Below are 15,013 nucleotides of genomic sequence, written 5' to 3'. Positions count from 1 at the left end.
GCTGCTCCATTCAAACCGGCTACTCGTCGGCCCATTCGGGCTTGCGCTTACCGATGAAGGCGCCGATGCCTTCCTCGGCGTCGCGCGCCAGCATGTTTTCGACCATCACCCGGCCGGTATAGGCATAGGCGTCGGCGAGCCCCATTTCGGCCTGGGCATAGAAGGCTTCCTTGCCGGTCCTGACCACCAAGGACGATTTGGAAGCAACGGTTTGCGCGTATTTGTTGACAACCTGATTCAGATATTCGCGCGGCACGATGCGATTGATCAGTCCGAACTCCTTGGCGGTCGCGGCGTCGATCGTTTCGCCGGTGAGCAGCATCTCCATCGCCTGCTTGCGCGAGACGTTGCGCGACAGCGCCACCATGGGGGTCGAGCAGAACAGGCCGATGTTGACGCCAGGCGTGCAGAAACTCGCCTCGTGCGAAGCGATGGCAAGGTCGCAGCTGGCTACCAACTGCAGGCCGGCGGCTGTGGCGAGACCGTCGACCTCGGCGATCACCGGTCTTGGGTGGCGCACGATCGTCTGCATCAAGGTTGCGCAAGCCGCGAAGGTCTTTTCGAAGAACGCCTTGCCCCGATCCGGCTCGGCGCGGTGCGCCGTCATTTCCTTGAGGTCGTGACCGGCACAGAACACCTTGCCGGACGCCGCCAGGATGATGACGCGCACGGATCTGTCGGCCTTGACGCGATCGAACTCAGCCTGCAGCGCCGCCATCGCCGCCAGCGACAACGCATTGGCCGGCGGGTTGGCGAGTGTGAGGCGCAAGATGCCCTTGTCCTGGCTGACAAGAACGGGGCCGTCGGCGACGGCGGGCTTGATGGCGACGACTTCGGCCACTTTCAAAACCTCTTGCTCATGGAGCAACAGAACTAGCACGCTGCCGGTTGAAGAACAGCCGCGAGACGTGTTTTCTCCGTCGCACCGTTTGGTCCAGGCGCACCGCCCGGAGCTGCTCATTCATATAGGACGCGCCGATGCCAACCCAAAGCAATCTGAAGCCAATGCTCAACGCGACGGAAGTCAACGCGCTGATGGCAAGCGTCTATCCGCAGCTCAACGACAATCTCACCTCCTATGAGGCGATCGATGTGTTTCCGGGCGGCTGCACGGTGCGGCTGAACGCCGACGAGCGGCATCTGCGTCCCGGCGGCACGGTGTCGGGTCCGGCACTGTTCACGCTGGCCGACATCGGCGGCTACGTCTGCGTGCTCAGCCACGCCGGGCCGGACGCGCTGTCGGTGACGGTCAACCTCGACATCAACTTCATGCGCAAGGCCGAAGCCGGTCCGATCGACGGCCATTGCCGGATCCTGAAGCTCGGCAAGAGCCTGATGGTGTTCGACATCGATATCGTCGCCGGCCCGGACGGACACACCGTCGCGCACGCCACCGGCACCTATTCGATCCCGAGGAAGCGGGAAAACGATGTGGTAAAATAATACCATTATACTAAACTATTGTTTTTGCTTTACTTTATCCGCGCAACTCGTTTTCGATTGCCTTGACGCATCAGCCGCCCTCGCCTATAAGCCGACCCGAAGCAGCGGCCCGTAGCGGCCGCCGTTTTGTTATTGACGGGGCGGCTCCGGCTCTCCCGTCAATCCAAGCAACAAGAAACGCCTTCTCTTGTCCCTCGTGGACGGGAAAGGTCAACCTGAGAGCAAAACCATGGCTACCTTTTCGCAGAAGCCTGCGGATGTGGTGAAGAAGTGGGTGCTGATCGACGCCGAAGGTCTCGTCGTCGGTCGTCTGGCCACTGTCATCGCCAACCATCTGCGCGGCAAGCACAAGCCCACCTTCACCCCGCATGTCGATGATGGCGACAACGTCGTCGTCATCAATGCAGACAAGGTGGTGTTCACCGGCAAGAAGTACACCGACAAGGTGTACTACTGGCACACCGGCCATCCCGGCGGCATCAAGGAGCGCACCGCGCGCCAGCTGCTCGAGGGCCGTTTCCCCGAGCGCGTCGTCGAAAAGGCCGTCGAGCGCATGATCCCGCGCGGCCCGCTCGGCCGTCGCCAGATGAAGAATCTCCGCGTCTATGCAGGCGCCGAGCATCCGCACACCGCCCAGCAGCCCGTCACGCTCGACGTGGCCAAGCTGAACTCCAAGAACAAGAGGGCTTCGTAATGGCTGAGCTTTCCTCGCTCGCAGAACTCGGCACCGTCGCCGCGCAGCCGGCCGCGCCCGTGCATGTCCAGAAGCTCGACAAGTCGGGCCGCGCCTATGCCACCGGCAAGCGCAAGAACGCCATCGCGCGCGTCTGGGTGAAGCCGGGCTCCGGCAAGATCACCGTCAACGACAAGGAATTCGCGAGCTATTTCGCGCGTCCGGTGCTGCAGATGATCCTCAACCAGCCGATCGTCGCGGCCAACCGCGCCGGCCAGTACGACATCATCGCCACCGTCATCGGCGGCGGCCTCTCCGGCCAGGCGGGTGCTGTGCGTCACGGCATCTCCAAGGCGCTGACCTACTATGAGCCGGGCCTGCGCACTGTGCTCAAGAAGGGTGGCTTCCTGACCCGCGACAGCCGCGTGGTCGAGCGCAAGAAGTACGGCAAGGCGAAGGCTCGCCGCAGCTTCCAGTTTTCCAAGCGCTAAGAGGCGCTTGGGGCCAAGTTTTCCAAGCGCTAAGCGTTACGGGTTCCAGCTTTCCGAAAGGCCGCCTCCGGGCGGCCTTTTTTTGTTTTCCGTTACCAATGTCCGGCTGGCGTCTTGATGTAGTCGATGAAGGCGCGCAGCGGCGCCGGCACCAGCCGGCGTCCGGGGTAGTACAGAAACGGCCCGGAGAATTCCTGCCACCACGGCTCCAGCACAGGTTCCAGCGCGCCGCTCTCGAAATGCGGGCGCACCCAGTCCTCGAAGAGCCAGAGAATGCCGACGCCGGCGATCGCCGCATCGATGGCGAGATCGACGCCGCCACCGATGCTGACGACCAATGGCCCCGTGGTATCGACCCGCACCACCTCGCCGTCGCGCTCGAATTCCCAAGGCGTCATGACCCCGCTCGGAAAGCGACCGCGCACGCACGCATGCCCAAGCAGGTCACGCGGGTGTTGCGGCCGGCCGTGCCGATCGAGATAGGCCGGAGAGGCGGAGGTGGTGAAGCGCTGGACGCGTGGCCCGATCGGCACGGCGATCATGTCCTGCTCCAGCCGCTCGTCATAGCGGATGCCGGCATCGCAGCTGGCCGCCAGCAGATCGACGAAGTTCTCCTCCGCGATCACCTCCAGCCGGATGGCCGGATAGGCAGCGAGAAATCCCGGAACGATTCTTGGCAGCACCAGCCGAGACGCGCTGATCGGGACGTTGAGGCGCAAGGTGCCGGCGGGCCGGTCGCGAAAGCCGTTCACGACATCAAGCGCCGCTTCGACCTCGCCCAGCGCCGGGGCAAGCCGGGCTAGCAGGCTGGCGCCTGCCTCGGTCAGGGCGACACTGCGCGTTGTACGATTGAAGAGCCGCACACCAAGTTGGGTTTCCAGACGGCGGATGGCTTCACTGAGCACGGACGCGCTGCCCGCCGTCACGCGGGCCGCTTCGCGAAAGCCGCCGGCGCGTGCCACTGCCATAAATGCCTGGAGATCGTTGAGATCAGCCGCCATTGTTCTTAGTTCCGCACAGGTCGTGCTGGTTATACCCGGTTATCGGGACAGCGGCCATGTCCTATCTCCGTCGCCGACAGCGAAGGAGAACCACGATGTCCAGCGTAGACAAATCCGGCACTTACAAACTCGGCGACCGCTCCGTTCATCGCATCGGCTATGGCGCCATGCAGCTTGCGGGCAAAGGCGTGTTCGGTCCGCCGAAGGACCATGACGCGGCGATCGCCGTGCTGCGCGAAGCGGTGGCGCAAGGCGTGAACCATATCGACACCAGCGATTATTATGGCCCTCACGTCACCAACAAGCTGATCCGCGAGGCGCTGGCGCCTTACTCCGACGACCTCGTCATCGTCACCAAGATCGGCGCCCGCCGCGGAAGCGATGCCTCGTGGCTGCCGGCCTACTCGCCCGAGGAACTGACGCAGGCCGTGCACGATAATCTTCGCAATCTCGGGCTCGACGCGATCGAAGTGGTCAATCTGCGCATCATGTTCGACACCCATGGCCCGGCGGAAGGCTCGATCGAGGCGCCCCTGGCTGCTCTTGCCGAACTTCAGCGCAAGGGCTTGGTGCGCCATATCGGCTTGAGCAACGTTACCCGCGCGCAGATCGCGGAAGGCCGCAGGATCTGCGACATCGTCTGCGTGCAGAACCAGTACAATCTGGCGCACCGGGACGACGACGCGCTGATCGATGAACTGGCGCGCGACGGCACGGCCTATGTGCCGTTCTTCCCGCTCGGCGGATTCAGCCCGCTGCAATCGTCGACGCTGTCGGGGGTCGCCGAACGGCTTGGCGCGACGCCGATGCAGGTGGCGCTGGCGTGGCTGCTGCAGCGCTCGCCCAACATCCTGCTGATCCCGGGCACATCGTCGGTCGGGCATCTGCGGGAGAATCTTGCTGCGGCGGAGCTGGAGCTGTCGGCGGATGTGCTGCGGGCGTTGGAGGGCGTGGCGAAAGCGGCGTGAGGTCGGCGCTATCACCCCGCCCGCGCCTGCGGCGCGACCTCCCCATCAAGGGGAGGTAGGGCGCCGAGCCATACGTTCGAAGGTCCGCTTAATCTCATCGACTTCGCAGGCGTAGCGAAGAGGAGTTCGCACGACGCTCTATCTCCCCTCGATGGGGAGGTCGGCGCGAAGCGCCGGGTGGGGTGAAGCGCCAGCGCGCTCTAATTAATACTCGCCGTATGCGCCGGCTCAGCCTGCTTGCTCTCCGTCGGATAAGGCACCCGATAACCGTTCGCCGTCAGCCACTCGATCGCCGCTTTCGGCTCGTCAGTCTGGATGATGGTGGCGCCGCGGTCGACCCAAAACCCCCAGGCTTCGCGCGGCAGGCTGGCGGCGACGGCGAGTTCGTCGCCGCGCCCGCCGGCAAGGAAGCCGCCCGGTTTGTTGATGATGGCGTAGGTATCGGCCCAGAGATGCCAGTCGCCGCGGGCCGCTTCCGCCCGCGTATGGTTGCCGAACAGCGGACCGCCGGTCGAAGTCAGCGTCTCGGCACCGTTGCGCCAGTTGATCAGCTCGATGGCATGCGGCGCGAACGCCTTGTCGACCTCGCCGGCGAAAGCTGCATCGTGGACAGCGTCGTCGGCGAGGATCGGCATGAACTGGAAGCCGCCGCCGGCCTTGGCAAGCGCCGCGCTCGCGGCGTCAATGCGCTGCCGATTCCAGAGGTTCTCCTTGACGATCACCTGATCGGCCATGCCGAGATCGCGCGCCACCGCGATCATGCCCGGCAGGTCGGTCACCTCCAGCTTGTTGTCGAGGTTGATCAGGATCCTGTCCCTGGTCGTAAGCAACATCTCGCGCAACGTCGACACCGTCTCGTTGGTGACGGCGCCCGTGCCCTCGATCACCAGCCGGCATTTCTTCAACTCGGCAAGCGTGTATTTCACCACCTCGCCCTTGCACGTGGTCGTGCGGTCGAGCCAGCTGTCATGCACGATGACGAACTCGCCGTCTCTCGCGCGTCGGACGTCGACCTCGACGATCTCGGCGCCGATCGCGATCGAGCCCTCGACCGCGGCCAGCGAATTCTCGGCGTAGAGCGTCTTGCCGGCCTGCATGCTGCCGGCACGATGCGCGGCAATCATCACATGATCGCGCCACTGGTTGGCATGCTCGAAGCGGTCGAGGATTTGCGCGGCGCGCGTCTCGCCGGCTAAACCTTCGCCGGAGATTGCGGCAAGCGCGATGGACAGAAGAAGGCTCAGCCAGAGTGTTCGCATCGGGGAATCGCTCCGTTCCGGGTCGGAACCCGGTTAGGCGACGCCCATGACAGGCCGGTGAACGAAGCCGGCTAGTTGTTTTCTTGTTTGGCGCAATTCCGGACGGAAAGGCTACGGCGAAGTCGCCGAACCTGACCGCTTCACACTTTTCCCGGAATTGCTTGGGTCAAATCCGCTTGGAAAGGCGGCGGAACCAAGCCAACGCCGGCATTTCGACGAAGCGCCAGGTGAACCAGGACGCGACGATAACGGCGATCAGCATGGCGATCAAAGCCGCGAAACCGACCCAAGGCGAGCCAGTGCCGAAGCCGGTCGCATGGTCGCCGCGCAGCATCAGGTCGCCGACGATGCCGAGCCCGAGCTTGCGCTCGATCAGGCCGCCGGCATTGATCATGCGCGCCTGGACGAAGATGTGGACCATGTAGATCGAATAGGAGAGCGAGCCGAGCAGCAGCATCGGCCGGCTGCGCAGCAGGGCGCTGACCCATCCGCCCTCATGGGCAAAGAGATAAAGCGCCAGCGCAAAGACGACCGGCGCCGCAATACCAAGGTCGTTGGCGCCGGCAATGGAGACGAACAGCGCGATCCCAGCGATCATCGCCAACTCGGCCAGTGTCCAGGCGAGGCGCCCCGCCCCGCCGCTCAAGGCCTGTCGCGCCTCTGCAATGGAATCGTGCTGAAACCAGGCAAGCAACGCACCGAGCGAGAAGCCGTAAAGGCAGCGGATGAAGCCGAAATCGAAGGACACGTCCATATGACGCGTCGAGACCGCAAGCAGGAAAAGGGGCGCCGTCACCGCGGCGGCAACGAACCATATCCATGCGCGCTGCCCGGCGGTGAAGACGACGGCGGCAAACAGCAGATAGGTGAAGAACTCGGCAGAAATGCTCCAACTCGGCGCGTTCCAGCTCAGATGATCCTCGACCCCCATGCCCTGCAAAAGGAAGAGGTTGGCGACGAGGCTTTTCAGGTCGAAGCCTCCGGTGAAGGGCGCGGGTCCCGTTCCATGCAGCGCCGGCAGCACGAGCCGCAGTGCCTCGAAGCCGGCGAAAGCGGCAAGCATCAGGAGATGCAGCGGATAGATGCGGCCGAAACGGACGAGCGCGAACCGTGCAAGGTCGCCCTGACCGGCGAGCCGGCCGCCATAGGCGCTGGCGATGACGAAGCCGGAGAGCACGAAGAAGAAATCGACGAACAGATAGGAGCCGCCGACAAAAGCGCTCTGCGATACCATCGAGGTCGTCGGGAAGTGGAACAGCGCCACCAGCAGCGCGCAGATGCCGCGCCAGGAATCCAGCACCAGGAAGCGCGCGCCGGCCGCCGTGCCGACACGGGTCGCCGCGGGCGCGGATGCAAGGTTGAGCAGAGCCGTCTCAGCCATAATGATACAGATCCTGTGTTGGCGTGGCACTCGCCGAGCGCCGCTTCCTTTCCGCAAGCTGTGACTGGCATGTTGCGTGCCGGTTCTGTAGTTGTGGCTGCCCCGATGAAAACCGAGGATTCCTGATGGCGAACAACGAGATCGACCATGCCTTCACCGCCCGTTCCAAGACGGGCGCGTCGTTCGAGCCGACCTATGCCGGCGCGCTGTCGTTCATGCGGCGCAAATACACGAAGGACGTGAAGGGCGCGGACGCTGTCGTGTGGGGCATTCCCTTCGACGCCGCGGTCACCAACCGGCCGGGCGCTCGCTTCGGGCCGCAGGCGATCCGCCGCGCCTCGGCGATCCTCGACAACGATCCGCAATATCCGTTCTCGCGCGACCTGTTCGAGCACCTCTCGGTGGTCGACTATGGCGATTGCCTGCTCGACAGCGGCAATCACCAGAAGACCCCTGGCACGATCGAGCGCGAGGCGGCCAAGATCCTGAAATCAGGCGCGTTCCTTTTGACGCTCGGCGGCGACCATTTCGTCACCTGGCCGCTGCTCAAGGCGCACGCCGCGATCCACGGGCCGCTGGCGCTCGTGCAGTTCGACGCGCATCAGGACACCTGGCCCGATGACGGCAAGCGCATCGACCACGGCTCCTTCGTCGCCCGCGCGGTGAATGAAGGCATCATCGACCCCGATCGCTCGATCCAGATCGGCATCCGCACTCATGCACCGGACACGTTCGGCATCAAGATCCTCTATGGCCACGAGGTCGAGGAAATGCGCGCCTCCGACATCGCCTATGCGATCGTCGAGCGCACCGGCGGCAAGAAGACCTATCTCACCTTCGACATCGACTGCCTCGATCCGGCCTTCGCGCCGGGCACCGGAACGCCGGTGGCAGGCGGCCCCTCCTCGGCCAAGATGCTGTCGACGCTGCGCCAGCTCGGCCAGATCGACATCGTCGGCGCCGACGTCGTCGAGGTTGCGCCGGCCTATGATCATGCCGATATAACGGCGATCGCCGGATCGATCATTGCCATGCACTATCTCGGCCTGTTGGCGGAGCGAAAGGCGCGGCTCGACGAACTGAGCAACGGCAATCATGTAGCAGTAAATCACGCGAACGGCATATGACATTGGAATCGCAAGGAATTTGGCAAGCGATGAAACCGAAAATCTTCATTGACGGCGAACACGGCACGACGGGCCTGCAGATCAGGGCGCTGCTGGCCGACCGCGGCGACCTGGAGATCATCTCCATCCCGACGGAACGCCGCAAGGAGGCCGCCGCCCGCGCCGAATTCCTCAACGCGGCCGACGTCGCGATCCTTTGCCTGCCCGATGCGGCGGCCAAGGAAAGCGTGTCGCTGATTACGAACGACACCACGAAGGTGATCGATGCCTCGACCGCGCACCGCGTGGCCGAGGGCTGGGAATATGGTTTCGCGGAAATGGACAAGGACCAGGCGAAGAAGATCGGCAGCGCGAAACGCATCGCCAATCCGGGCTGCTGGCCGCAAGGGCCGATCGCGACGCTGCGGCCGCTCGTTGCAGCCGGCCTTCTGCCTGCCGACTTCCCGATCACCGTCAACGGCATCTCCGGCTATTCCGGCGGCGGCCGGCCAATGATCGAGGACTATGTCGGCAAGGGCGAGGACGCGCCCGAGTTCCTGCCCTACGGGCTGACGCTGCAGCACAAACATGTGCCGGAGCTCCGCACCTATGCGAAGCTGTCGCACGACCCGATCATGCAGCCGGCGGTCGGCAATTTCGCGCAAGGCATGATCACGGTGGTGCCACTTCAGCTCGGGGGTCTCGACCGCGTGCCGACAGGCGCGGAGCTTCACGCGGCGATCGCCGATCACTATGCGTCGATCGACGGCGGCGTGGTCGAGGTCGCGCCCTACACGCATATGGAGCGCATGCCGGAAATCGATCCGGAGGTCTATAACGGCACCAACCGGATGAAGGTCTACGTCTTCGCCAACGACGAGCGGGCGCAGGCGCTGCTGATGGCCGTCTACGACAATCTCGGCAAGGGCGCGTCAGGTGCCGCGGTGCAGAATCTCGACCTGATGCTCGGCATCAAGCACTGAGCGATCATGCAGGCATTCCCTGGGCGCTGGAAGGTCAGCGCTCCCGAACTCATTGCGGAGACCTTTTCCAGCCGGATCTGGAAGGTCGTGCGGGACGATGGCTCGGTTGCAATCGTCAAGGATCTGAAACCCTTCGACGACGTCGCGGACGAGTTGCGCGGTGAGCATTACCTCGCCTGGCGGCGCGGCGAAGGCGCGGTGCGGCTGCTCGGCCGTGACGGCAATTGCATGCTGCTCGAATATGCCGGCGACAGGCTGCTTTCCGAACATCTTGCGGAGCATGGCGACGCTGCTGCGACGGCGATTGCCGCCGAGGTCATGACCAGGCTTTTCTCGCCTTCGGAGCACGCGCCTCCATCGAACCTGCAGCCGCTGCGGGAAAGGTTCGCAAGCCTGTTCAAGGCGGCAAGGGCCGACCGCGATGCCGACCGGGAGACCCTTTACGTCGACGCGGCGCCGATCGCCGAGCGGCTGCTTGCCGATCCGCACGCAGTCCGCCCGCTGCATGGCGACCTCCATCACGACAACATCCTGTTCGGGCCGCGCGGCTGGCTGGCGATCGACCCCAAGGGCGTGCTTGGCGATCCCGGCTTCGACGCGGCGAATATGTTCTACAACCCGCTCGACCGCGACGATCTCTGCCTCGATCCGCGCCGAACCGCCCATATGGCCGAGGTATTTGGCAAAACGCTCGGACAGTCGCCACGCGCCATCCTCGACCATGCGATCGCTTATGGCTGCCTGTCGGCCGCGTGGCATCGCGAGGACAAAAATGCGGTTGACGAGGACCGCGAGCTGGCCGTGGCCGAAGCAGTTCGAAAGGTTCGGTCGCAATTCTGATCACCGAGGCAGGAGCGACCGCGGTAACCGCCGATTCACCATGATCGGCTATTGATGGAGTCGGCCCTCCTCAAAGGAATTCCCATGGTCAGCGCGATCTCCAGCTCCGTCCAAGCGGTGCAATACTCTTCGTCCACCTCGTCCGACAGCGAGGCCCAGGAGGCCGACCTCGAAAAGCAGATCCAGGCTCTGGAAGATCAAGCCAAGGCGGCTCAGGATCAGGTCGACGCCGCCAGGCTGCAGCAGCAGATCGCGGCGCTGGAGGCCAAGCTCGCCGCGCTCAAGGCGGCCGACGCGAAAAAGGCCGATCAGGACCAGTCGACGACGTCCGCCGCCGCTGCCCGCCAGGCCGAATTCGACAACGAGCCGACGACGCAGTCGCACCTGTTCTCGATGTGACCGTCAGCTCTTGACGGTAATCTCCGTCGGCAGCGGGTAAGCGCCCTTGGTGCCGCGCCAATGCGCGGCGGCGAAGCCGAGCAACACAAGCGCGATCGCCTGATGCGTCAACGCCATGTGCAGCGGCACCTGCATCAAGAGCGTGCCGATGCCGATCGAGGCCTGGACCACCACCAGCGCGAACAGAAGCGTGGCCCGGCGGGCGTGGGTGGTGCCGGGCTGGCGCCGCCACGTCGCGATCATATGCCAGAGCGCCACGGCAAAGATGGTATAGGCGCCCAGCCGGTGGACGAACTGAACCGTCTTCGGATTTTCGAAGAAGTTCAGCCAGGCGGGCTTCAGGAGAAGCAGATCGGACGGGATCACCTTTCCATCCATCAGCGGCCATGTGTTGTAGGAAAGGCCGGCGTGCAGCCCGGCGACCAGCCCGCCAAGGTAGATCTGGACCAGCGCGAGAAGCACGATGAAGCCGGCGAGCCGCTGCGTCGACCGGTCGGCGGCGGACTCCGAATGCGGCGCCAGCCCGCGCGCGACCACCATCGTCGCGGTGAAGATCAGCGCGGCAAGCGTCAGGTGCGTCGCCAGCCGGTACTGGCTGACCGAGACGCGGTCGGCCAGGCCGGAAGCCACCATCCACCAGCCGATTGCGCCCTGCAGTCCGCCAAGCAGAAGGATGCCGACGAGCTTCCGTCCAAGGCCTCGTTCGATGCGGCGCGTCGCCCAGAAGAACAGCAGCGGCAAGGCAAAGACCACGCCGACGCTGCGCGCCAGGATGCGGTGCGCCCATTCCCACCAGAAGATCGACTTGAAGTCCTGGACGCTCATGCCCTTGTTGATCTCTGTATATTGCGGGATCTGCTGGTAGCGCTGGAACTCTTCCTGCCATTCGACGTCGTTGAGCGGCGGGATGACGCCGTGAATCGGCTGCCACTCAGTGATCGACAGCCCCGAGCCGGTGAGCCGAGTGGAGCCGCCGACAAGCACCAGCGCGAACAACACGAGCAGCACGACGTAAAGCCAGCCACGCACCAGTGCGCGGTTCTGGAGGTCGCGGTCGCGGGCGGCATAGGGGGCCGTGGCGGTGATGGCAGCCATAGCGTTTTCCCAGTGGTTGAAAGGCTGAAGTGGTGGACCAAGGCCGCCCAACTGGCAAGACCGGACAGCGCGGCACGCCGTCGCGCCGGGCCGCGACGGTTGCGCGCTTTCTTCATTCGGCCTAAGCGGAGCGAGTCAACGGAACCGCGACATGCCCATTCGCCTGAAAAAGCTGATCGGAACCATATTGCTGGTGGCGCTGGTCGTCATCTACGCGCTGATCGCGTCGGCCGTCGCGGTCACTAGGCTCGCCGAATACGGGCCGACGGCGCATCTCCTCTTCTTCCTGCTCAGCGGCTTTCTCTGGGTTCTGCCGGCCGTGGCCATCATCAAATGGCTGATCATCGAGCCGCGCCCGAAGGGCTGAGCCTCGCCGGCGCCGGGCAAGCAAAAACACGAATGTGATTCAGACGTGATCGGGTGCGCGCCTACCCTGCCTCGTTCATAACTCGGCAGGGAGGCTCGACATGCTGAGGGCCATGTTCGCGGGGCTGATCGTTCTGACCGGCTCGCTCGCCGCTTCGATCGCGACAGCGGAAACCATCAATGTCTCGGACGCTCACGGCGGCAGCGTCGCCGCCTATAGCCAGCGCTGGAAGGAGCTCGCGGCGCGCGGCGCCGATGTACGCATCGTCGGCAAATGCCAGTCGGCCTGCACCGTGCTGCTCGGCTATATTCCACGCAGTCGCATCTGCGTGACGCCGTCGGCGAGCTTCGGCTTCCATCTGGCGCACCGGCCCGACATGACCGACTTGTTGTGGAAGGCCTACGCATCCGACATCAGAGGCTGGATCAAGGCGCATGGCGGGCTTGAAACGCAGCTCAAATGGATGAGCGCGCCCGACACCTACCGTTATTTCCATAAGTGCTGATCAAGGCGCAGGCCTATATCGTAACGACCATCTTGCCCGCATTGGCGAGCGGCGTGGTGATGCCGGAAAGCATGGTGCGGATATGCGCCACGCTCTGGTAGCGGCCATTGACGGAGATGCGCGGCAACGCGTGCAGGAAGCCGGCATGCTCGGGGCGCAGCACACCATGCCGCGTGGTCACCGCCGAGGCATAGCCTGCGTCGCGGGCAAAGCCAACCTCGCGGCAACCGACGGCGCTGGCATAGCCATAGGGGTAGGCCAGATGACGCGGCTCCTCGCCAAGCCTTTCGGCCAGGATGCGGCGGACGTCGCCGATCTCATGGCGCGCATCGGCTTCGGACAGCCGCTTCAAGTTCCGATGATTGACGGTGTGGGCGCCGATAGTCACCAGCGGGTGCGCGGCCATGGTGCGAAGCTCATCCCAGTTCATCAAGGTGCATGGGCGGCCCGAGCCGAATTTGAACCCATTGGAACGGGCGAGCTCGCGCAGCGCAGCGCCCTGCTCTTCCTCGGAGACGTCCAAGGTCAGCCAGGCGTTCAGCCGCGCGACGGCCTGGATCTTCCTGCCTGGCGTCGGGCAATCGATCACCGTCGGCTTGCCCGCCATAGTCAGTGTCAGGCGCGAGCTGGTGTCGACGATATCCTCGATCACGTCCCACCAGAGATCGACGGCGCCGTCGATCAGGCCGGGGGCGACGTAGATGGCGATTGGCGCGCCGTGCCTTTCCAACACCGGAAGCGCCTCGGTCATGTTGTCGCGATAGGCGTCATCGGCGGTGATCGTGGCGAACTGGCCGCCCTTGCCACCCGTCTTGATGCGCTCGATCGCTTCATCAAGGGAAACAAAGGCATAACCCCGCCCCTTCATGTCCGCGATCAGCCTGTCGAGGAAGGCGGGCGCGATGTTCAGATGCCGGTTGACGCTGTTCGGCTTCTCCGGTGTCGCGGTGACGCGGTGCAACATCAGGATAGCGCCGATGCCGCCGACAAATGGCCGCGCCAGAGGCGCGAGACCGGAGTAGCGGGCAAGGTTCAGCGCCAGTTTCCGGATTGCCTCGCCCCCGTCGATCATTCCTTCACCTTTTGCGCCTAGGCTTATTCAAGCACGACATTCGCCTATGCGAACCCCAGGTTGCAACCAATACGTCTTAAGGATTGAGGGATGGTTGACGCCACCGCGTCATTTGACGGCAACCGGGTCGCGGCCAACGAGACTTCCGCGCGACCCATGCGAGCCGATCAGGGTCGGTGGACTGCGACCGCAAAAGACGGCGCCGGGCTGGCCGACTACGTTCAATTCTGCGCCTCGGCGTTGTTCGCGCCGGCGCAAAGCGCATCCTGGGTAAACAACTGGGCAACCGCGACCGGCGCCGACATGGTTGTCGCGACGCTAACCTGCGATGGCCGTCCAGCGCTTTTGCTTGCGCTGGAAGTCGTAGGGCGCGGCCCATTCAAGGTTGCCCGTTTCGCCGGCGGGCGCCACGCCAACGGCAATTTCGCCGCCGCCGATCCACGTTTCCTGCCGGCTATCGACGGTCGGGCGATCCGCTCGCTGTTCAAAGTCGTCGCCCGAACGCGGCCGGACATCGACCTGATCTCGCTGGAAAGGCTGCTGCCCGACCTCGACGGCGTCGCCAACCCGCTCGCCGCGCTGTCCGGCTTTCCAAGTCCGAACCTTGCGCTCGCGGTCGATCTCGGCGGCGGGTTCGACGCGCTCTTGTCGCGCGCGAGCGGCAAGCGCAAGCGCAAGAAGCACCGTTCGCAGACGCGCAAGTTCGAGGCGGTCGGCACCTTCCGCCGCATCGAGGCGCACACTCGCGAAGAGGTCGACAGGCTGCTCGACGCCTTCCTCGAGATGAAGGAGGTGCGTTTCGCCAAGATGGGCATCGCCAATGTCTTCGGCGACAGGCAAGTGCGCGACTTCTTCCGGACACTGTTTGCCGATGCGCTGACGGAGGAAAAGCCGTCCTTCCTGCTGCACGGCCTGGACGTGGCGGGAAAACTGCGCGCGGTTACCGGCTGCAGCCGCTCCGGCAAGCGGCTGATCTGCGAGTTTGGCGCCATCGCCGAGGACGATCTCGCCTTCACCAGCCCCGGCGACTTCCTGTTCTTCGACAATATCCAGGAAGCCTGCGATCTCGGCTTCAAGGTCTATGACTTCTCGGTCGGCGACGAGCCTTACAAACGGCTCTGGTGCGATCTCGAGATCCAGCATTTCGAGGTGCTTGCGCCGCTGACATTGAAAGGCCGCGCATTGGCGACGACGATGCGGCAAGGCGCGCGGGCCAAGGCCTTCATCAAGAACAATCCGACGGTCTGGAAGTTGACCAAGATGCTGCGCCGCAAGGCTGTCGGACAGGCTGCACCTGCCGCAGCCGAGGACGACAGCTAGGCTTTGTAAGAGTCGCACAGTCGCCGTCGCGTTTCGGGGCGATGCGGCAAGCGGGCCGAGACCCTGAGGGACTCGACGGAACCTATCGAGTGCCGAGAGGTTTTCGCACC

17 protein-coding genes are annotated in these 15,013 nt (G+C 64.3%); 11 read left to right on the top strand and 6 right to left on the bottom strand.

Annotated features, from left to right (window positions below; all coding sequences use genetic code 11):
* Positions 1-19: 19 nt before the first annotated feature.
* Positions 20-841 carry an enoyl-CoA hydratase gene (locus tag FJ418_RS25425; protein ID WP_140870340.1) on the bottom strand — a complete coding sequence of 274 codons (822 nt, stop codon included), beginning with the start codon at positions 839-841 and terminating at the stop codon, positions 20-22.
* 137 nt (positions 842-978) lie between these two features.
* Between FJ418_RS25425 and FJ418_RS25420 the strand changes: the two genes are divergently transcribed.
* The 3 genes from FJ418_RS25420 to rpsI all read left to right on the top strand — a co-directional run bounded on the left by FJ418_RS25420 (position 979) and on the right by rpsI (position 2,607).
* On the top strand, positions 979-1,443 hold the full coding sequence (locus FJ418_RS25420) for a PaaI family thioesterase (protein ID WP_140870337.1): 465 nt from the start codon (positions 979-981) through the stop codon (positions 1,441-1,443).
* A 229-nt stretch (positions 1,444-1,672) separates the two neighbouring features.
* Positions 1,673-2,137, top strand: coding sequence for a 50S ribosomal protein L13 (rplM, locus tag FJ418_RS25415; protein ID WP_140641527.1), 465 nt, complete (start codon positions 1,673-1,675; stop codon positions 2,135-2,137).
* On the top strand, positions 2,137-2,607 hold the full coding sequence (rpsI, locus tag FJ418_RS25410) for a 30S ribosomal protein S9 (protein ID WP_140855728.1): 471 nt from the start codon (positions 2,137-2,139) through the stop codon (positions 2,605-2,607). Before rplM ends, rpsI begins: the two co-directional genes overlap by 1 nt.
* A gap of 92 nt (positions 2,608-2,699) precedes the next feature.
* Here rpsI and FJ418_RS25405 read toward each other — a convergent pair whose 3' ends face one another.
* Positions 2,700-3,608 (bottom strand): LysR family transcriptional regulator, encoded by a 909-nt coding sequence (locus FJ418_RS25405; RefSeq protein WP_140870334.1) that lies wholly within the window; start codon positions 3,606-3,608, stop codon positions 2,700-2,702.
* 95 nt (positions 3,609-3,703) lie between these two features.
* Here FJ418_RS25405 and FJ418_RS25400 point away from each other — a divergent pair, with 95 nt between their 5' ends.
* Positions 3,704-4,576, top strand: coding sequence for an aldo/keto reductase family oxidoreductase (locus tag FJ418_RS25400; RefSeq protein ID WP_140870331.1), 873 nt, complete (start codon positions 3,704-3,706; stop codon positions 4,574-4,576).
* A gap of 200 nt (positions 4,577-4,776) precedes the next feature.
* Here the strand turns inward: FJ418_RS25400 and FJ418_RS25395 are convergent, their stop codons facing one another.
* Positions 4,777-5,835, bottom strand: coding sequence for a glycerophosphodiester phosphodiesterase family protein (locus FJ418_RS25395; protein WP_140870328.1), 1,059 nt, complete (start codon positions 5,833-5,835; stop codon positions 4,777-4,779).
* 166 nt (positions 5,836-6,001) lie between these two features.
* Complete coding sequence (locus FJ418_RS25390) at positions 6,002-7,216, bottom strand: acyltransferase (protein WP_140855720.1); 1,215 nt, start codon at positions 7,214-7,216, stop codon at positions 6,002-6,004.
* A gap of 125 nt (positions 7,217-7,341) precedes the next feature.
* Here FJ418_RS25390 and speB point away from each other — a divergent pair, with 125 nt between their 5' ends.
* The 4 genes from speB to FJ418_RS25370 all read left to right on the top strand — a co-directional run bounded on the left by speB (position 7,342) and on the right by FJ418_RS25370 (position 10,544).
* Positions 7,342-8,343 (top strand): agmatinase, encoded by a 1,002-nt coding sequence (gene speB / locus FJ418_RS25385; RefSeq protein WP_140641515.1) that lies wholly within the window; start codon positions 7,342-7,344, stop codon positions 8,341-8,343.
* Between the two features lie 29 nt (positions 8,344-8,372).
* Positions 8,373-9,305 carry an N-acetyl-gamma-glutamyl-phosphate reductase gene (gene argC / locus FJ418_RS25380; RefSeq protein ID WP_140870326.1) on the top strand — a complete coding sequence of 311 codons (933 nt, stop codon included), beginning with the start codon at positions 8,373-8,375 and terminating at the stop codon, positions 9,303-9,305.
* A 6-nt stretch (positions 9,306-9,311) separates the two neighbouring features.
* Entirely contained in the window at positions 9,312-10,145 is an 834-nt protein-coding gene (locus tag FJ418_RS25375; RefSeq protein ID WP_140870323.1) for an aminoglycoside phosphotransferase family protein, read from the top strand.
* An 84-nt stretch (positions 10,146-10,229) separates the two neighbouring features.
* The gene (locus tag FJ418_RS25370) at positions 10,230-10,544 is read left to right on the top strand and encodes a hypothetical protein (RefSeq protein ID WP_140785538.1); all 315 of its coding nucleotides are present in this window, start codon (positions 10,230-10,232) and stop codon (positions 10,542-10,544) included.
* 3 nt (positions 10,545-10,547) lie between these two features.
* Here FJ418_RS25370 and FJ418_RS25365 read toward each other — a convergent pair whose 3' ends face one another.
* On the bottom strand, positions 10,548-11,639 hold the full coding sequence (locus FJ418_RS25365; protein ID WP_140870320.1) for a COX15/CtaA family protein: 1,092 nt from the start codon (positions 11,637-11,639) through the stop codon (positions 10,548-10,550).
* A gap of 151 nt (positions 11,640-11,790) precedes the next feature.
* Between FJ418_RS25365 and FJ418_RS25360 the strand changes: the two genes are divergently transcribed.
* Both FJ418_RS25360 and FJ418_RS25355 read left to right on the top strand, forming a co-directional pair.
* A complete protein-coding gene (locus tag FJ418_RS25360) occupies positions 11,791-12,006 on the top strand; it encodes a DUF2842 domain-containing protein (protein WP_140870317.1) in 216 nt (71 codons plus the stop codon).
* A 100-nt stretch (positions 12,007-12,106) separates the two neighbouring features.
* Entirely contained in the window at positions 12,107-12,511 is a 405-nt protein-coding gene (locus FJ418_RS25355) for a hypothetical protein (RefSeq protein WP_140870314.1), read from the top strand.
* 13 nt (positions 12,512-12,524) lie between these two features.
* Here FJ418_RS25355 and FJ418_RS25350 read toward each other — a convergent pair whose 3' ends face one another.
* The gene (locus FJ418_RS25350) at positions 12,525-13,583 is read right to left on the bottom strand and encodes a polysaccharide deacetylase family protein (protein ID WP_140870311.1); all 1,059 of its coding nucleotides are present in this window, start codon (positions 13,581-13,583) and stop codon (positions 12,525-12,527) included.
* Positions 13,584-13,673: 90 nt separating this feature from the next.
* Between FJ418_RS25350 and FJ418_RS25345 the strand changes: the two genes are divergently transcribed.
* Positions 13,674-14,903: a GNAT family N-acetyltransferase gene (locus FJ418_RS25345; RefSeq protein WP_140870308.1), complete on the top strand. Its 1,230-nt coding sequence runs from the start codon at positions 13,674-13,676 to the stop codon at positions 14,901-14,903.
* Positions 14,904-15,013 lie beyond the last annotated feature (110 nt).

It is taken from the genome of Mesorhizobium sp. B2-8-3 (genome assembly GCF_006440815.1).
In the GTDB taxonomy this organism is placed as follows: Bacteria; Pseudomonadota; Alphaproteobacteria; order Rhizobiales; family Rhizobiaceae; genus Mesorhizobium.
This window is presented reverse-complemented; position numbering and strand designations above follow the sequence as displayed.

Coding starts and splice junctions, on each gene's coding strand:
- FJ418_RS25420 (WP_140870337.1), top strand. CDS start 979: ATGCCAACCCAAAGCAATCTGAAGCCAATGCTCAACGCGACGGAAGTC.
- rplM (WP_140641527.1), top strand. CDS start 1,673: ATGGCTACCTTTTCGCAGAAGCCTGCGGATGTGGTGAAGAAGTGGGTG.
- rpsI (WP_140855728.1), top strand. CDS start 2,137: ATGGCTGAGCTTTCCTCGCTCGCAGAACTCGGCACCGTCGCCGCGCAG.
- FJ418_RS25405 (WP_140870334.1), bottom strand. CDS start 3,608: ATGGCGGCTGATCTCAACGATCTCCAGGCATTTATGGCAGTGGCACGC.
- FJ418_RS25400 (WP_140870331.1), top strand. CDS start 3,704: ATGTCCAGCGTAGACAAATCCGGCACTTACAAACTCGGCGACCGCTCC.
- FJ418_RS25395 (WP_140870328.1), bottom strand. CDS start 5,835: ATGCGAACACTCTGGCTGAGCCTTCTTCTGTCCATCGCGCTTGCCGCA.
- FJ418_RS25390 (WP_140855720.1), bottom strand. CDS start 7,216: ATGGCTGAGACGGCTCTGCTCAACCTTGCATCCGCGCCCGCGGCGACC.
- speB (WP_140641515.1), top strand. CDS start 7,342: ATGGCGAACAACGAGATCGACCATGCCTTCACCGCCCGTTCCAAGACG.
- argC (WP_140870326.1), top strand. CDS start 8,373: ATGAAACCGAAAATCTTCATTGACGGCGAACACGGCACGACGGGCCTG.
- FJ418_RS25375 (WP_140870323.1), top strand. CDS start 9,312: ATGCAGGCATTCCCTGGGCGCTGGAAGGTCAGCGCTCCCGAACTCATT.
- FJ418_RS25370 (WP_140785538.1), top strand. CDS start 10,230: ATGGTCAGCGCGATCTCCAGCTCCGTCCAAGCGGTGCAATACTCTTCG.
- FJ418_RS25365 (WP_140870320.1), bottom strand. CDS start 11,639: ATGGCTGCCATCACCGCCACGGCCCCCTATGCCGCCCGCGACCGCGAC.
- FJ418_RS25360 (WP_140870317.1), top strand. CDS start 11,791: ATGCCCATTCGCCTGAAAAAGCTGATCGGAACCATATTGCTGGTGGCG.
- FJ418_RS25355 (WP_140870314.1), top strand. CDS start 12,107: ATGCTGAGGGCCATGTTCGCGGGGCTGATCGTTCTGACCGGCTCGCTC.
- FJ418_RS25350 (WP_140870311.1), bottom strand. CDS start 13,583: ATGATCGACGGGGGCGAGGCAATCCGGAAACTGGCGCTGAACCTTGCC.
- FJ418_RS25345 (WP_140870308.1), top strand. CDS start 13,674: ATGGTTGACGCCACCGCGTCATTTGACGGCAACCGGGTCGCGGCCAAC.